The following is a 15479-nucleotide window of genomic DNA, read 5'->3' as shown; positions in this document are numbered from 1 at the left end:
TTCGTGCAGGGCGGCCTCGACCTTGCCCCGGTCATCACCCACCGCATCACCATCGACGAGTTCCGCGACGGCTTCGAAGCGATGCGCTCCGGCAACTCCGGAAAGGTCGTCATGGACTGGTGAGGCCCAAAGGGCCGGCCTGATCCGGCCCTTTCGTCCCCCGTCCGAGAAAAATTGTCTTTTGTCACTAGAACTAAGAATGCGTTTTATGCACTATTGATCGTCCACCATGCAGGGAGCGCATGATAGCCGATGGAAGTACGCGATCTCGAGGCCTTTCTCGCCGTTATGTCGACGGGCAGCATCACCGGTGCCGCCCGCCTGCTCGACCGCTCGCAGTCGCAGGTGACGCGCCTCATCCAGGACCTGGAGACGACGCTCGGCTTTGCGCTGTTCGAGCGGAATGGCCCGAGGATCGCGCCGACCGATAAGGGCATTGCCTTCCATGAGGATGCGGAGCGCTTCGTCAGCGGCATAGGCCACCTGCGCAATCGCGCCAAGGCGATTGCCGGCAAGGAACCGGAGCCGATCGAAATCGCCGCGACGCCCGCCTTCGCGAGCGGCATCATCCCGATGGCGCTTGCCGCGCTGCCGGAGCATCTGCTGCCCCACACGATCAATCTGCGCAGCATGCCGGCCGAGGCCGCCGTGCAGTCGGTGTTTGCGCGCACGGCGGATTTCTGCGTGACGTCGCTGCCGGCCGATCAGCCCGGCCTGGACGTTCAGGGTTTTTTCGAAGGGCGCTGCGTCGCCGCGGTTGCGCCGCACGATCCGCTGGCTGCGAAAGACGTGATCTCGATCGCCGATCTCGCCGGGCGCACGCTCGTCACCATGTCCAATCCGTTTCGGCTTCGCCATAGCGTCGATGAGGTGCTCAATGCGGCTGGCGTGCGACCCAGCCGGATCATCGCGACCAACGCGGCCAACAACGCCGTGCAAGTCGCGTCGCTCGGCCTCGGCGTGGCGATCATCGAGCCGGCGACGGCCTACGGCCTGCAATCGGCGCCCATCGTCGTTCGGCCTCTCGATGTCGAAATCCCCTTCCTGTGGGCGATCCTGTCAGCCGGCTCGCGCCCGCTCTCGGCCGGCGTCCGGGAACTCATTCAACGGATAGCGCGGATCGCTTCGGAGCGGATGCCGGATCTTACCGTGCACGATCCCAAACAGATGGCGCGTATCGCCGAAAGGAGCTTTGCCGGCAGGAACGCCGGCAATGGTGCGCCGCCGGACAACCCGGCGGTGAAATAAAGGGGAGCAAAAGCTCTACAACGCTCACACGGAAATTGAGCCTGCCAAAATGAGGAGAACGAGATGAACAATTTTGATGTCACCCGCCGGTCGGCAATGAAGCTGTTGGCAGCCGGGGCGGGGGTGCTCGCGGCACCTTCGATCATCCGCCCGGCCTTCGCCCAGAGCAAGGTCGTCAACATCACGACCTACGACAAGTTCGTACCGCAGTCCTTCATCGACCAGTTCCAGAAGGATACCGGCATCGAGGTGCGCATCCGCCTGACCGACGACCAGGGTAAGCAGTACAACCTCTTGACCGCCGAGGGTGCCGCACCTTCCACCGATATCGTGACCGTCACCGGTCACCGTCTGTCGCAGTTCATGAAATCGAACCTGCTCTTGACGCTCGACACCGGGCGGCTGAAGAACTGGGGCAAGCTCGCCGCCGCCTACAAGGGCGCGCCGCAGCTCACCGTCGACGGTAAGACCTTCGGCGTGCCGCTGCTTGCGGGCTTCGAGGGGCTGGTGCGCAACACCGAATACGCCAAGGCCTCCGACAGCTGGGAGATCATGTTCGACGAGGAAAACAAGAACCTGACCTCCTATATCGTCAGCGACTTCCTCTCGATCGTCATGCGCTACCAGGGCAACGACGGCGACTACGTGACCTATGGCGACAAGCCCGATGTTGCGCAGGCCGCCACCAACCAGGCCCGCGACTTCCTCATTCAGCACAAGGACAAGGTCCGCAAATACTACGACGCCGGCTCCGAGCTGCAGCAGATGTTCGTCAACGAGGACATCTATCTCGCGCAGGCCTGGTCTGGACCGGCCGCCAAGCTCATCATGGACGGCCATCCGATCGAGATCTCGGTGCCGAAGGAAGGGACCTTCGGCTTCCTCTATTCCTTCAACATCGTCAACAACGCGCCGAACGCGGACGCTGCCTATACCTTCCTCGACGCCATCCTGTCCTCGCCGGAGATTGGTGCTGCGATGACCCGCCAGTCCGGCTTCTCGTCGGCCTTCGACGGCGTCGACAAGGTGCTTGACGACAAGGAGCGCGCCGCTCTGTCGCTGCCGCCCGAGCAGGTCGAGCGCATCCAGTTCTTCAGCTCGGTCAACCGCGACATGAAGAACGAGATGATCGACAAGGCAACGGCCGAGATCAAGTCGGCCTGACCTCTCAAATCAGGGCGATCGGCTGAGGCCGGTCGCCCGTCAAAAAATGGACTCTTCCAGAGCCGGGAACAAAGAGAATGCTGGATACGACAACACAACCGCCATCCGTCGGTTTGTCGACGGTACCGCGCTATGCCGGATGGATCGGCAGGGCGGCGCGCTCAGGTCTATACCGCCATACGATCGGACTGCTCGTCGAAAGCCGGCGCGTGCGTCTCGCCGTGCTCGCGGGCGTGCCGCTTGTCTGGATCGCCATGCTGCACATCGGTCCGATCCTGCAGATGGCCAATATCAGCCTTCTTGCCAACTACCCGCCACAGCCGGACAAAAGCAGCGAATACACGCTTTCGAACTACGCGCTGTTCTTTTCCGACCGGCTCTATTTCCTGCCCTTCGTGCGCAGCCTGATCTTTGCCGCCGTGGTCACGATCTCGACGCTGGTGATCGTCTATCCCGTTGCCTATTACGTCGCGAAGATCGTACAGCCGAAGAACCGGATGCGGGCCCTGCTGCTGCTCCTGATCCCCTTCTGGGCCGGTGAGCTGATCCGTACCTTCTCGGTCATCATGCTGCTTGCCAACCGCGGGGCACTGAACGTGCTCCTTAGGGAATTCGGCTTCATCGACCGCCCGATCCCGATGCTCTACACCTTCTTCTCGCTGAGCTTCGGCGTCATCTACCTGCTGGCGCTCTACATGCTGCTGCCGCTCTATTCGGCGATCGAGAAGATCCCGACGCCATTGATCCAGGCCGCCGCCGATCTCGGCGCCGGACCCTTCCAGCGGTTCCGCCGGGTCATCCTTCCGCTGTCGAAGGACGGCATCGTGTCGGGCTGCAGCCTCGTCTACCTGACGGCTGTCGGCGTCTTCGCCGCACCGCTGCTGCTTGGCGGCCCGAACTCGGTGATCTTTCCCGAGGTCATCGCGACGCTGTTCCACGGGTCGAACGACAAATGGCCGGAGGGTGCCGCCTTCTCGATGATCATGCTCGTGGTGTCGCTGACAACCGTCGGGCTGTTCATGCGGGTCGTCGGCGGCCGCTCCGTCCGGCTGATGTGAGGGTGGACCGATGCGAACCTATTTCAACGACCTTCCGAAAACCGCGCTTGGCGCTTCCTACTGGATCTTCGCCGTCTATCTGGTCTTGCCACTGGCGCTGATGATGGCGATGAGTTTCAAGGATGCGAACTTCATCGCTTTCCCGATCGGCAACTGGACGCTGTCCTGGTACGGCAAGGTGATCCAGGACAAGCAGTTCCTCGAAGCCTCGCTCTATTCGATCGGCATCGCACTCGCCACCACGATTTCGGCGACGATCATCGGCGTCTGGATTGCGCTTCTCGTTTCGGCGGAAAACATCTGGGGCAAGGCGGTTATCTTCGCGCTCGCCTGCCTTCCGGCCGTCGTGCCCGGGCTGATCAACGCGATCTCGATGCGCATTTTCATTCGCGCTGTCGACATTCCGACCGGAACCTTCGCGATCATCCTCGCGCATACGGTTCATGCCGTGCCCTTCGTCGTCATCATGGTCTTGACGCGGCTGCGGTCGATGCCGGCCAATCTCGTCGATGCCGCGCGCGATCTCGGCGCGGATCCCTTCATCGCTTTCCTGCGCGTCACCATCCCCTATCTGATGCCGGCGCTCTTCGGCGGCATGATTTTCTGCGTGTTGACCAGCATCGACGACTTCGTCCGCACCTTCTTCCTCGGCGGCTACCAGCCGACGCTGCCCATGCTGATCTTCGCCAAGGTGCAAGGCGGCATGTCGCCGGAAATCAACGCCATGGCGACCATCGTGCTCGTCGTCACCACTGCCGTCGGCATCTATGCCGAGCATATCACCCGCCGTTCCAGGAGCTGACGCAATGCAGCCTGTCGTCCATTTCAAGAACGTCAACAAGTCCTATGGGGCGCTCACCGCCGTCGATGATCTCGATCTTGCGATCGCGCCGGGCCAGTTCGTCACGTTGCTCGGCCCTTCCGGCTGCGGCAAGTCGACGACGCTGCGCATGCTCGGCGGCTTCGACAGTCCGACGTCGGGGGAGATCTACCTCGAGGGCAAGCCGATCTCGCACTTGCCGCCGAACAGGCGCAACGTCAACATCGTCTTCCAGGACTACGCGCTCTTCCCGCACCTGACGGTCGGCCGCAACATCGCCTTCGGCCTGGAATTGAAGGGCATGGAGAGTGCGGCGATCCACAAGCGGGTCAGTGACCTCCTTGCCCTCGTCTCCCTCCAGGACCATGCCGAGCGCATGCCGGCGCAGCTTTCGGGCGGGCAGCGCCAGCGCGTGGCGCTGATGCGGGCGCTGGCGCCCGATCCGAACGTGCTCTTGCTCGATGAGCCGCTTTCGGCACTCGATGCGAAGCTCCGCCAGCAGATGCAGATCGAGCTGAAGTCGATCCAGAAGAAGACCGGCAAGACCTTCATCTTCGTCACCCACGACCAGGAAGAAGCACTCACCATGTCCGACGTCATCGTCGTGATGAACAAGGGCAGGATCGAGCAGATGGGCGGACCGGACGAGCTCTACGCCCGGCCGCGCAGCCGTTTCGTTGCGAACTTCATCGGCCAGAGCAATTTCCTCGAAGGCACGGTCGCATCGGTTGCGGGCGGGATCGCCGCCGTCGAGTGGCGCGGCAATGTCGTGCATGCGGATGTGAACGGCACGTCGCCGATCCCGGGAGACGATGCCACGGTTGCGCTACGTCCGGAGGCGGTTTTCTGCCTGTCGCGCAAGCCCGAAGACCGCCCGTCGATGAAAGGGCGCATCGACCAGCGCGTCTTCAAGGGCGCCCACACGTCGCTGACCGTCGTTCTCGACAATGGCAACACACTCGTGGCGCAGATCGATCCGGTGGCGCTTTCGCATATCGAAGGGGACGACGTCTGGGTGGGGTGGCGCGACCGCGATGCCGTCCTGCTGGCGAAGTGAAGGGAGATCGGGGATGACCGACAGTCAAAAGCAGCAACGGCTTGCCGCGCTCAATGCGCGGGTAAGGCAGGACCTGAGCTATCTCAACTACCCGCCGGCCAACTGGTCGAAACCGGTGACGACGGCGGCGGGCGAGGACGTCAGCGACGTGGTCGTGATCGGCGGCGGCATGTGCGGGCTTGTTGCCTGGCACGCGCTCACACGCGCCGGCATCGCCAATCTGCGCATCGTCGACCGCGCGCCAAAGGGGTTCGAGGGTCCCTGGGTCACCTATGCGCGCATGGAGACGCTGCGCTCGCCGAAAATCCTTCTCGGCCCGGCGCTCGGCGTTGCCTCGCTCAGCTTCCGCGCCTGGTTCACTGCGCTCCATGGTGATGCGGAATGGGAGGAGCTCTTCCGCATCCCGCGGCCGATGTGGATGGATTACCTGCGCTGGTATCGCGATGTCATGGACATCCCGGTCGAAAACGACACGCACGTCACCCGCGTCGTGGCGCGCGCCGATGGGCTGCTGGAACTTGAAATCGCCGGCGGAGCGAAGCCTGCGATCATCACCCGCAAGCTGGTGATGGCGACCGGCCGCGACGGGCTCGGCGAGCCGACCATTCCGGATTTCGTCAAGACCATGGAGCGGCATACCTCCTGGGCGCATTCGGCCGATGAGATCGACTTCGATCGCCTGAAGGGCAAACGGGTCGTCGTCATCGGCGTCGGCGCTTCGGCGGTCGACAATGCTGCCGAAGCGCTGGAGCAGGGGGCAGGGGAAGTCCGCCTTCTCGCCCGCCGCAAGGAGATGCCGACGGTCAACAAGCTGATGGGCATCGGCTCCTATGGCGTCACCGCAGGTTTTGCCGAGATTTCGCCGGAGTGGCGCTGGCGGTTGATGGACTATGCCGCCAAGCAGCAGACGCCGGCGCCGCACAATTCGACGCTGCGCGTCAGCCGGCACCCGAACGCTCACTTCCATTTCGACTGCGGCATCCGGTCGATGAGGGAAGAGGGCAGCGAGGTCGTTATCACCACGACGAACGGCCGCATCTTCCGCACCGACTTCGTCATCCTCGGCACTGGCTTCTCGATCGATCCGCTGAGCCGCAGCGAGCTTGCCCCCTATCAGGACCAGATCGCCTGCTGGGATGACCGCTACGCGCCGCCACCGGGCGAAGAGAACCCCGGGCTCGGGCGTTTCCCCTGGCTGAACGGAGACTTCTCCTTCACCGAGAAGGAGCCGGGAACGGCCCCCTGGCTGAAGGACATCCACTGCTTCAACTACGGCGCCTCCGTCAGCGTCGGCAAGGTCAGCGGCGACATCCCCGCAATCAGCGAGGGCGCCCTGTGGCTCGCGCGCGGGGTCGCGGCTTCGCTCTTCATTCGGGATGTCGACTACCATTGGGAAGCGCTAATCGCCTACGAAAAGCCGGAGCTCGACGGGACCGAATGGGTGGATGCCGACGCGCCGACGCCGGCACAGAAGACGGCCTGAACCTCCCGCGTTTCAGATGACAGGAAAACCAATGACCTCTCCATCGACAACTGACGTAATTGACACGGTGCTCGGGCTCGATCGCTTTCCCGACCTGCAGGCGCTGCGCGAACAGCGGGCGAAGCTGAAGCAGTTGAGCCAGACGAGCTATCAGGCTGCCCTTCGCCCTGCCGATCCGCGCAACTTCTCCTATGCGCTCCGAGCAGCCCTTGCTGCGCGCATGGCGGCACTCTGGAAGTCGCAGGAGCTCTCCGTGCATTTCCGGGCGCTGCTCGAACGCGAGGACGAGGGCTCCGCGTTGGCGTCGATTGCCGATCTTGGCAACGGTGCCGAAGATGCCGATCCGCGCCTTCAGGCGATCCTCGCCCATGTCGATCTGGTCACGCTTTCGCCGAAGGAGGCGACGCGCGCCAATGTCGAGAAGCTGCTGGCCGCAGGCCTCGACGACCGGGACATCGTCACGCTCGCCGGCCTGATCGCCTTCGTGAACTATCAGGTGCTGGTGGTGGCCGGCCTCAAGATGCTGAGGGATAACTGACATGTCGCAAGCCGTGCACGAATTCACCGTCGAGGCGCTCGACTGGAAGCCCTATGTCAAGCCGGTCGATGTCGAGACCGCCACCCCCGAGCAGCTCGACGCGCTGAAGATCACGCCGTCCAACAAGAAGATTTCGGACTATGTGCTGGTTCTCGCCAATGAGCCGGAAACCCTGAAGGAGCGCACGCCGCTCTTCAACGACATCATGTATAGCGAGGGTGGGCTCTCGCGCGGCGGCCGGGAGATCGGCGCGCTTGCCGCATCCTTCGTCAACCGCTGCATCTATTGCGCTTCGGTGCATGCGGCGCGCTACATCCAGCTCGAAAAGCGGCCGGAGGTGGTCGACGAAATCTATGGCAGCGGCCTCGACGCGAACCTGCCGGAATTCGAGCAGGCGCTGTTCAATTTCGGCGTCGACCTCACGGCGCATCCCGACAATGTCGGCGCCTACCAGTTTTACCATCTGCGCGAGATCGGCCTCGACGACCTCCAGATCCTCGACCTCATCCATGCGGTCGCGATTTTCGGCTGGGCCAACCGGCTGATGCATACGCTCGGCGAACCACACCGGCTGGATTGAGTGAAACACGCGTCTTCCGACCACGCTGCGGTCACGCTCCGCCCCTTCGACATTGCGCATCGCGACGTGCTTCGCATCGCGTTGCCGATGATGATCGCCTATCTTTCGAGCCCGCTAGTCGGGCTCGTCGCAACCGGCGTCATCGGCCAGTTGCGCGACGAGACCCTGATCGGCGGCGTGGCGCTTTCGACCGTCATCTTCGACGTGATCTTCGTCACCTTCAATTTCCTGCGCGGCGCGACCACCGGCTTTACCGCCCAGGCGCTCGGTGCCGGTGACCGGCGCGAAGAGCAGCGCATGCTCGCAAGCGGCCTCATCATCGCACTCGTGGCGGGTCTGGCGCTGCTTTTGCTTCAAAAGCCGATCGGCGCGCTTGGCCTTGCCGCCATGGGAGCCGAAGGCAAGGTCGCCGAAGCGGCCGCCACCTATTTTGCCTGGCGGGTGTGGTCGGCGCCCTTCGTGCTGTTCAATTTCGTGGTTTTCGGCTGGATCATCGGGCGTGGCGATGCGCTCTGGGGCATGATCCTGCAAACCTTGCTCAATGCGCTGAACGCCGGCTTGAGCGTGCACTGGGTCCTCGGTCTCGGCTGGGGTGTGGCGGGCGTTGCGGCCGCCTCTCTCGTCGCCGAAGCCGTCACGGCTGTGGCGGGGCTCTATCTCATCTGGGCAAAGACCGACCGGACCGCATGGAACCTTCCGGATCTGACGGCCTTCCGCCGCGCCTTTTCGGTCAATGGCGACATGATGATCCGCTCCTTCGCGCTTTTGATCGGTCTGTCCTTCTTCACCCGCCAGAGCGGCATGCTCGGCATCGAAATCCTTGCGGCCAATACGATCCTGCTACGCTTCTATTTCTTCGGCGTCGCCTTTCTCGATGGGGTGGCAACGGCGGCCGAGCAGCTGGCAGGCCGTGCCGTCGGCGCGCGCTATCGGCCGGCGTTCGACCGTGCCGTTGGTTTGACCACGGTATGGGGCTTCGTCTTTGCCGGGCTCGTCGCGCTCTGTCTCTTTGTCGCCGGTGACTGGGTGATCGGCATCACCGCTCCGTCGGAAAGCGTGTCAGCCCTTGCGCACGCCTACCTGCCCTATGTCGCAGCCCTACCGATCTTCGGCATCGTCGCCTTCCAGATGGACGGCGTCTATATCGGCGCCACCTGGTCGAAGCAGATGCGAAACCTGATGGTCGCTTCGCTGGTGATCTATTTTGCTGCCTGGGCGGTCCTGCAGCCGGTCTTTGGCAATGACGGATTGTGGATTGCGCTCATCCTGTTCCAAAGCGCCCGCAGCGTCGCCTTCCGGCTCATGTTACCGCGGCTCGCCGACCGCACGTTTTCGACCGTGCGGCAATAACCGGGCTTTAGCGTTCCGCTATGCCCAGTCTCGGGTCGACGGCAACAGGGGCAGGGCCAGCGGATTGGCAGCGCGCCCAGCAACCTGCTCCGCCAGCAGAAGCGCTGTCGTCGGCCCGAGGGTGAAGCCCTGGTGCCCATGGCCGAAGTGAAACCACAGGCCCTTGTGCCGGCTGGGCCCGACGACGGGAAGCATGTCGGGCATGCATGGGCGGGTACCTGACCATGGCGCCGCTTCGATGGGGTCGCGTAGCGCAAAAAGCGTGCGTGCGGCGGTGACGGCATGCCGTATCTGTCGCGATGCAGGGGCGGCGCCGAGTGGCGCCAGGTGCGCGCCGGTCAAGACCCGCCACCCGGCGTTCATAGGGGCGATCAGGGCGGAGCTGTCGATGTCCAGCATCGAAATGCGTGGGCCGTCCTTGCCGCCGAAGTGCCAGTGGTAGCCGCGCTTTAACACCATGGGAACACGATAGCCGAACCGCGCCAAAAGCATCGGCGACCAAGGCCCGAGGGCGACGACCGCGTTTTCAGCCGTGATATCGCCACCTTCCGACAGCACTCGCCAGCCGGTGCCGGTCTGCTGTAACGACATGGCATCGCCTTGGGCGACCTTCCCGCCGCGGGCAACGAAGAGCGCTGCGTAGCGCGAAACCAGATCGCCCGGGTCGCGGCAGGTCCAGGGCGAGGTCCAGTGGACCGCACCTGCCAACCGGCTTCTGAGTGCCGGCTCGCTTGCCGCAAGTTCGTCTGACGTGAGCGCCTTAGACGGCACGCCGTATTCCCGTTTCAGGCGCTCGGCGGTGGCGATGGCCGCGTCGAGCTTTGCCGGCGAACGGTAGACCGCGCGCCAGCCCTCGCGGACGATCAGGTCGCGGGCATTGGCCGGCTCGACGAAGCGCGCGTGATCATCGCTCGCCCGCAGCGCCAGCTTCGAATAGGCCGCGACGGTCCTCGCATAGGGCGCAGGCGCCGATTGCGTGAAATAGCGCCAGAGCGGCCCCGCCAGCCGCGGCATGTCGCCGAGCCGAAAGTCCGTGTCGTTGCCGCGCTTCAGCGCCACCCTGACGATCTCGGCCAGGGAGCGCGGAAAGGCATAGGGTTCTACGGCCTCGGTCTGGATGATGCCGGCATTGCCGTAACTGGTTTCCCGGCCCGGCGCCTTGCGGTCGATCAGCACAACCTGGTGCCCGACCTCCTGCAAGGCGAGCGCGGTGGAAACGCCGACCATGCCGGCGCCGAGGACGATTGAGGTGGTCATGGATTGGTTCCGCGGAAATGCTCGTCAGAAGGTGAGGCGGGAATTATACCCGACCACGAATTGGATGAAACGCGAGACGTCGACCATGTCGTCGCCCTGGTAGCGGATCGTGTAGCCGTCGGTGCGTTCGACGCCCTTGAGATAGGAGAGATATTCGGCCGGGAGGCGGTTGCGGAAGACGATCTCAAGGATGGGGTTTTCCAGCTTGAACGGCTTTGCCGAACCGGCCCTCGACAATGCCTTCTTGACGCCTTCGCGGATCCGGCGATGGGCGACGGCAGGCGTCAGGGTGATGGCCGATTGCGTGCTGTAGACCTGCTTCACCGGCACCGTCACGATATCGCCGATCCGCTCCTTGATTTCCTCCAAGGCAATGTTGTCACCGGATGCGAGCAGCACCGGGACGCCAAAATGTCCGGCGATGGCGGCGTTGATGCCGGCCTCCGGCATGACGGTGCCATTGATGCGCACCTCAGCAAAGGCGGTGCCGCCGATCGTGTGCGACAGCACGCCGCTCGCATGGCTTGCGCCGGCGTGGTAGCCGAGAAGCATCGCGCCGACGAAGGAACCGAGTTCGACGCCCTGCATCATCATCAGAGGCCGCGGCCAGCTGCGCACGATCTGCACATAGTCCGGCAGGCGGTCGATCAGGATGCTCTCGCCATTTCCGTGGGAATCGCTGAGGATGACCTCTTCTACACCTTCCTCATGCGCAGCTTCGCAGGCGTGAACCACGGTGTCCGTCATCCAGCGCCGGGCGTTCTCGTACTCGAAACCTTCGGGCATCAGCTGGTCGCGGCTCACGACCCCGACGATCCCCTCGATGTCAGCGGAAATATAGATGCGCATTCCTGCCTCCCCGGTCAGCCGCGCAAGCGCGGATAATACATTTGACTTTCCGACGATAAACATAGTTTTATGATTAGAAAATATCTTTCTTGATGGGCGGGAGGCGAAAATGAAACTTTTCATCGCGGGGCTGGATACGGAGACCAACACCTTCTCGCCCATGCAGACCGGCATCGAGGCCTTCCGCGAAAACCTGATCGCCTATGGCGACGCCACCGGCAAGCCGCTCAACTGCTGCTCTTCGCAAATGTTCGTCTGGCGCAACGCCGCGCAGAATAAGGGCTGGGACGTGGTCGAGAGCCTGTGCGCCGTGGCCGAGCCCGGCGGCAGGACAACGCGGGCGGTCTATGAGAGTTTCCGCGCCACCATCCTCGACGATCTCAAGGCCGCTCTGCCGGTTGATGCCGTGATGCTCGCCCTGCACGGCGCCTGCGTCGCCGATGGCTACGATGACGTCGAAGGCGATCTGCTTGCGCAAGTTCGGGAAGTGGTCGGGCCCGATGTGCCAGTTGCGGCCGAACTCGATCTCCATTGCCATATCACCGAACGCATGGTTGCCAGTGCGACCATGATCGCCACCTACAAGGAATATCCGCATACGGACATTGAGGAGGTTGCCGAACAGCTGTTCCGGATGATGGAGCGCACACTCGCCGGCCAAGTGCGGCCGACCATGGGCTTCTATGATTGCCGTATGATCAACACCTTCCACCCGCATCGCGCGCCGCTGCGCGGCATCGTCGACCGTATGAAGGCGATGGAAGGGCAGGATGGTGTACTCTCGGTTTCCTTCGGCCACGGCTTCCCTTGGGGCGACGTGGAAGATGTCGGCGCCAAGATGCTTGTGGTGACCGACAACGATCCGGAAAAGGCCGCGCGCACGGCGCGATCTTTCGGCCGGGAGATCTTCGAGGCGCGCGAAGAGATGCGCGGAGATTATCTCGGCATTGACGAAGCCCTCGACCGGGCGGTTGACGCTACGAGCGGCCCGATCGTAATCGCCGATGTCTCCGACAATGCAGGCGGCGGGGCGCCTGGAGATTCGACGTTCATCCTGCGCCGCATCATAGAGCGTGGCATCGAGGATGTGGCCTCCTGCCTCTACTGGGATCCGATTGCAGTGCGCATGTGCCGCGAGGCGGGAGAGGGCGCCACATTGGCGCTGAGGATTGGCGGCAAGGTGGGGCCGGCCTCCGGCGACCCGCTCGACCTGACGGTAACGGTCAGGCGCGTGGCCTCGGGCATCACCCAGCGCTTCGGGCCGACGCCGCTTGGCATCGGCGATGCCGTCTGGGTGTCTGCCGGCAGCGTCGACATCGTGCTCAACACCGTGCGCACCCAGACCTTTCATCCGGAATGCATGACGGCGCTCGGGCTCGATCCGGCGAAAAAGAAGGTCGTGGTGGTGAAGTCCAGCAACCACTTCCGTGCCGGCTTCGAACCCATTGCGCGCGACATTCTCTATGTCAGCGCGCCAGGCGCCTTGCAGCCGACCTTCGAGGATCTGGCCTTCACCAAGCTGACGCGCCCCTATTGGCCAAAGGTCGACAACCCGTTCGCCGAATAGGAGGCAACAAGAGGCTGCAAGCAGTTGTGGGGCAAGGATTGCCGAGAACACGATGTTGCTTTCGGTCACGTATTATAGGAAATGGTTTTCCTATCATGCCAATCGGATTCTGTGTCGCGGGCGGGCGAAACCCGGCGAGCACTTCGATGGCTGCAGGCAAATGGAGACGCCAACGATGACCGACGCGAAATCCAGCCTCGGCGAGATCCTCAAGGATATTCGCAATCGCAACCGCTGGACCTTGGCCGAAGTCAGCTCCATGACCGGGCTTGCGGTCTCGACCCTGTCCAAGGTCGAGAACAACCAGATGCAGCTGACCTACGACCGGTTGATCCAGCTTGCCCAGGGCCTGAAGGTCGACATCGTCGAGCTGTTCGGGACTATGACGGGCGCGGAAGACACCCCTAGCATGCTCGGGCGGCGCACCTATACCAAATCCGGAGACGGTCGGGAGATCGTCACGCAGAACTACGACTATCTCTATGTTTGCACGGAGATTTCCAAGAAGTCGATGGTCCCGATCCTGGCGATGGCACGGGCGCGCACGCTCGAGGAGTTCGGGCCGCTGATCCGGCACAAGGGCGAGGAATTCTTCTACGTCCTCGACGGCGAATTGGAACTCCACACCGAGATCTACGCGCCCCTTCGGCTGAAGAAGGGCGATTCCTGCTACTTCGACGCGATGATGGGGCACGCCTATCTGAGCGTCAGCGAAGAGCCGGCGCAAATTCTCTGTGTTTGCTCGACCCCGGAAACCGAGCTGGTTTCCACGCTGGCAAACGCGCAGACGATCAAGCTCAAAAGCTGATCGAAACTAAAAAACAAATACGATAAGAAAAAATATTGCACTTAGGAAAATCGTTTCCTAGTCTAGCACAGCGGTGGGTGCCGGGAGGGCATCGCACGCCGCAGTTCTGGGGAGGACTACGAGATGAACGGTTCCAAGTGGAAATCGATCGGCATTGCATTGCTTCTGGCATCGACGCCGCTTTCCGGCGCCCTTGCTGCGCAGGACGTGCTGGTGCTGGCACGCGCGGAAGATCCGCCGACGGCCGATCCGGGCATTGAGATCAGCAACAGCGGTTACACACTGATCTACGCCGCCTACGAGCGACTGGTCGCCTACAAGGGCGGGTCGACCGAAGTCGGCCCGGAACTCGCCGAAAGCTGGACTGCCGACGATGCCGGCCTCGTCTGGACCTTCAAGATCGCGGCGGGCCACAAGTTCGATGACGGCTCGCCGGTCGATGCCGCGGCCGTAAAGTTCAGCTTCGATCGGCTGATGAAGCTGAAGGCTGGCCCGTCCGATGCGTTCCCGGTGCTGAAGGAGGTCGAAGTCGTCGACCCGCAGACCGTGAGATTTCACCTGACCGCGCCGTTTGCGCCTTTCATCTCGACGCTTGCCGTCTCCGGCGCTGCGATCGTCAATCCCAAGGTGATGGAGCATGAGAAGGACGGCGACATGGCGAAGGCCTGGCTTGCCGAACATTCGGCCGGCAGCGGGCCCTATCGCATCGCCTCCTGGGAGCGCAACCAGAGCATCGTGCTCGACCGCAACGAACACTACTCGGGCAGCCAGCCGGCACTGAAGCAAGTCGTCATCCGCATCGTCGGCGACGTCTCTGCCCGTCGCCTGCAACTGACCAACGGTGATGCCGACATCATCGAACAGATCCCGCTCGATCAGGCAGAAGCGCTGCAGAAGGATGCCTCCGTCGTCGTCGAGAGCAATCCCAGCATGTATGTGAACTACATCTACATGAACAATCGCCAGCCGCCGCTTGACGACGCCAAGGTGCGCCAGGCGATCTCCTACGCGGTTGATTATCAGGGGATCATTGACGGCATCATGCTCGGTCAGGCCAAGCAGATGCGCGGCGCGGTACCGAGCGGCATGTGGGGCCATGATCCGCAGGGTTTCCAGTACAGCTACGACATCGAGAAGGCCAAGGCGTTGCTTGCCGAATCCGGCAAGGGCGACATCCATTTGACCTATACCTTCTCTCAGGCCGATCCTGCCTGGGAGCCGGTCGGTCTCGCATTGCAAGCCTCTCTCGCAGAAATCGGCGTCAAGCTCGATCTGCAGGCGGTCGCCGACACGACGAAGCGCGAGTTGGTCGCCAACGGCAAGTTCGACATGGCGCCCGGCGCCTGGACGCCTGATTTCGCCGACCCCTACATGTTCATGAACTACTGGTTCGACGCCGGTAAGATGGGCGGTCCGGGCAACCGTTCCTTCTACAACAACAGCAAGGTGACGGGTCTCGTCCAAGAGGCAGCTTCGATCGTCGACGAAGCAAAGCGCAAGGCTCTCTACATCGAGGCGCAGAAGCTTTCGACTGACGACGCGCCGTACCTCTACATCATGGAGAAGAATGACATCTTCGCCCGCCGCGCCGCGGTGAAGGGCTATGTCTACAATCCGATGCTGATCCAGGTCTACAACTTCGGAACGATGTCGAAAACGGAATGAGGAGGAACGGTCAAGCTGCGCTTGGCTGACCTCGT

Annotated in this window: 14 protein-coding genes and 1 pseudogene; 13 read left to right on the top strand and 2 right to left on the bottom strand. The window is 62.8% G+C overall.

Annotation, left to right across the window (positions count from 1 at the left end):
• From tdh to M2267_RS29010, 10 genes and pseudogenes are all read left to right on the top strand, one after another.
• Nucleotides 1-123: pseudogene (gene tdh / locus M2267_RS29055) on the top strand (L-threonine 3-dehydrogenase); the annotation flags it as partial.
• 129 nt (nucleotides 124-252) lie between these two features.
• Nucleotides 253-1248, top strand: a complete 996-nt coding sequence (locus tag M2267_RS29050) for a LysR family transcriptional regulator (protein ID WP_429119363.1) — start codon at nucleotides 253-255, stop codon at nucleotides 1246-1248.
• Nucleotides 1249-1311: 63 nt separating this feature from the next.
• Nucleotides 1312-2412 (top strand): extracellular solute-binding protein, encoded by a 1101-nt coding sequence (locus M2267_RS29045; RefSeq protein WP_429119362.1) that lies wholly within the window; start codon nucleotides 1312-1314, stop codon nucleotides 2410-2412.
• A 77-nt stretch (nucleotides 2413-2489) separates the two neighbouring features.
• Complete coding sequence (locus tag M2267_RS29040) at nucleotides 2490-3470, top strand: ABC transporter permease (protein WP_192450440.1); 981 nt, start codon at nucleotides 2490-2492, stop codon at nucleotides 3468-3470.
• 10 nt (nucleotides 3471-3480) lie between these two features.
• Complete coding sequence (locus tag M2267_RS29035; protein WP_429119361.1) at nucleotides 3481-4272, top strand: ABC transporter permease; 792 nt, start codon at nucleotides 3481-3483, stop codon at nucleotides 4270-4272.
• Between the two features lie 4 nt (nucleotides 4273-4276).
• On the top strand, nucleotides 4277-5347 hold the full coding sequence (locus M2267_RS29030; RefSeq protein ID WP_429119360.1) for an ABC transporter ATP-binding protein: 1071 nt from the start codon (nucleotides 4277-4279) through the stop codon (nucleotides 5345-5347).
• A 13-nt stretch (nucleotides 5348-5360) separates the two neighbouring features.
• Nucleotides 5361-6830 carry an NAD(P)-binding domain-containing protein gene (locus tag M2267_RS29025; protein ID WP_429119359.1) on the top strand — a complete coding sequence of 490 codons (1470 nt, stop codon included), beginning with the start codon at nucleotides 5361-5363 and terminating at the stop codon, nucleotides 6828-6830.
• A 31-nt stretch (nucleotides 6831-6861) separates the two neighbouring features.
• Nucleotides 6862-7368 carry a CMD domain-containing protein gene (locus tag M2267_RS29020; protein ID WP_429119358.1) on the top strand — a complete coding sequence of 169 codons (507 nt, stop codon included), beginning with the start codon at nucleotides 6862-6864 and terminating at the stop codon, nucleotides 7366-7368.
• Nucleotide 7369: 1 nt separating this feature from the next.
• Entirely contained in the window at nucleotides 7370-7948 is a 579-nt protein-coding gene (locus tag M2267_RS29015) for a peroxidase-related enzyme (RefSeq protein WP_043614924.1), read from the top strand.
• A complete protein-coding gene (locus M2267_RS29010; protein ID WP_429119357.1) occupies nucleotides 7949-9298 on the top strand; it encodes an MATE family efflux transporter in 1350 nt (449 codons plus the stop codon).
• Nucleotides 9299-9316: 18 nt separating this feature from the next.
• Here the strand turns inward: M2267_RS29010 and M2267_RS29005 are convergent, their stop codons facing one another.
• On the bottom strand, nucleotides 9317-10555 hold the full coding sequence (locus M2267_RS29005) for an NAD(P)/FAD-dependent oxidoreductase (protein WP_429119356.1): 1239 nt from the start codon (nucleotides 10553-10555) through the stop codon (nucleotides 9317-9319).
• Nucleotides 10556-10579: 24 nt separating this feature from the next.
• Nucleotides 10580-11404, bottom strand: coding sequence for a M55 family metallopeptidase (locus tag M2267_RS29000; protein ID WP_429119355.1), 825 nt, complete (start codon nucleotides 11402-11404; stop codon nucleotides 10580-10582).
• A gap of 109 nt (nucleotides 11405-11513) precedes the next feature.
• Between M2267_RS29000 and M2267_RS28995 the strand changes: the two genes are divergently transcribed.
• The 3 genes from M2267_RS28995 to M2267_RS28985 all read left to right on the top strand — a co-directional run bounded on the left by M2267_RS28995 (nucleotide 11514) and on the right by M2267_RS28985 (nucleotide 15444).
• Complete coding sequence (locus tag M2267_RS28995) at nucleotides 11514-12971, top strand: M81 family metallopeptidase (protein WP_043614915.1); 1458 nt, start codon at nucleotides 11514-11516, stop codon at nucleotides 12969-12971.
• Between the two features lie 175 nt (nucleotides 12972-13146).
• Nucleotides 13147-13779 carry a helix-turn-helix domain-containing protein gene (locus M2267_RS28990; RefSeq protein WP_043614913.1) on the top strand — a complete coding sequence of 211 codons (633 nt, stop codon included), beginning with the start codon at nucleotides 13147-13149 and terminating at the stop codon, nucleotides 13777-13779.
• 123 nt (nucleotides 13780-13902) lie between these two features.
• Nucleotides 13903-15444, top strand: a complete 1542-nt coding sequence (locus M2267_RS28985) for an ABC transporter substrate-binding protein (RefSeq protein WP_429119354.1) — start codon at nucleotides 13903-13905, stop codon at nucleotides 15442-15444.
• Nucleotides 15445-15479 lie beyond the last annotated feature (35 nt).

This window comes from Ensifer sp. KUDG1, from assembly GCF_050434285.1.
Taxonomy (GTDB): Bacteria; Pseudomonadota; Alphaproteobacteria; order Rhizobiales; family Rhizobiaceae; genus Ensifer.
This window is presented reverse-complemented; position numbering and strand designations above follow the sequence as displayed.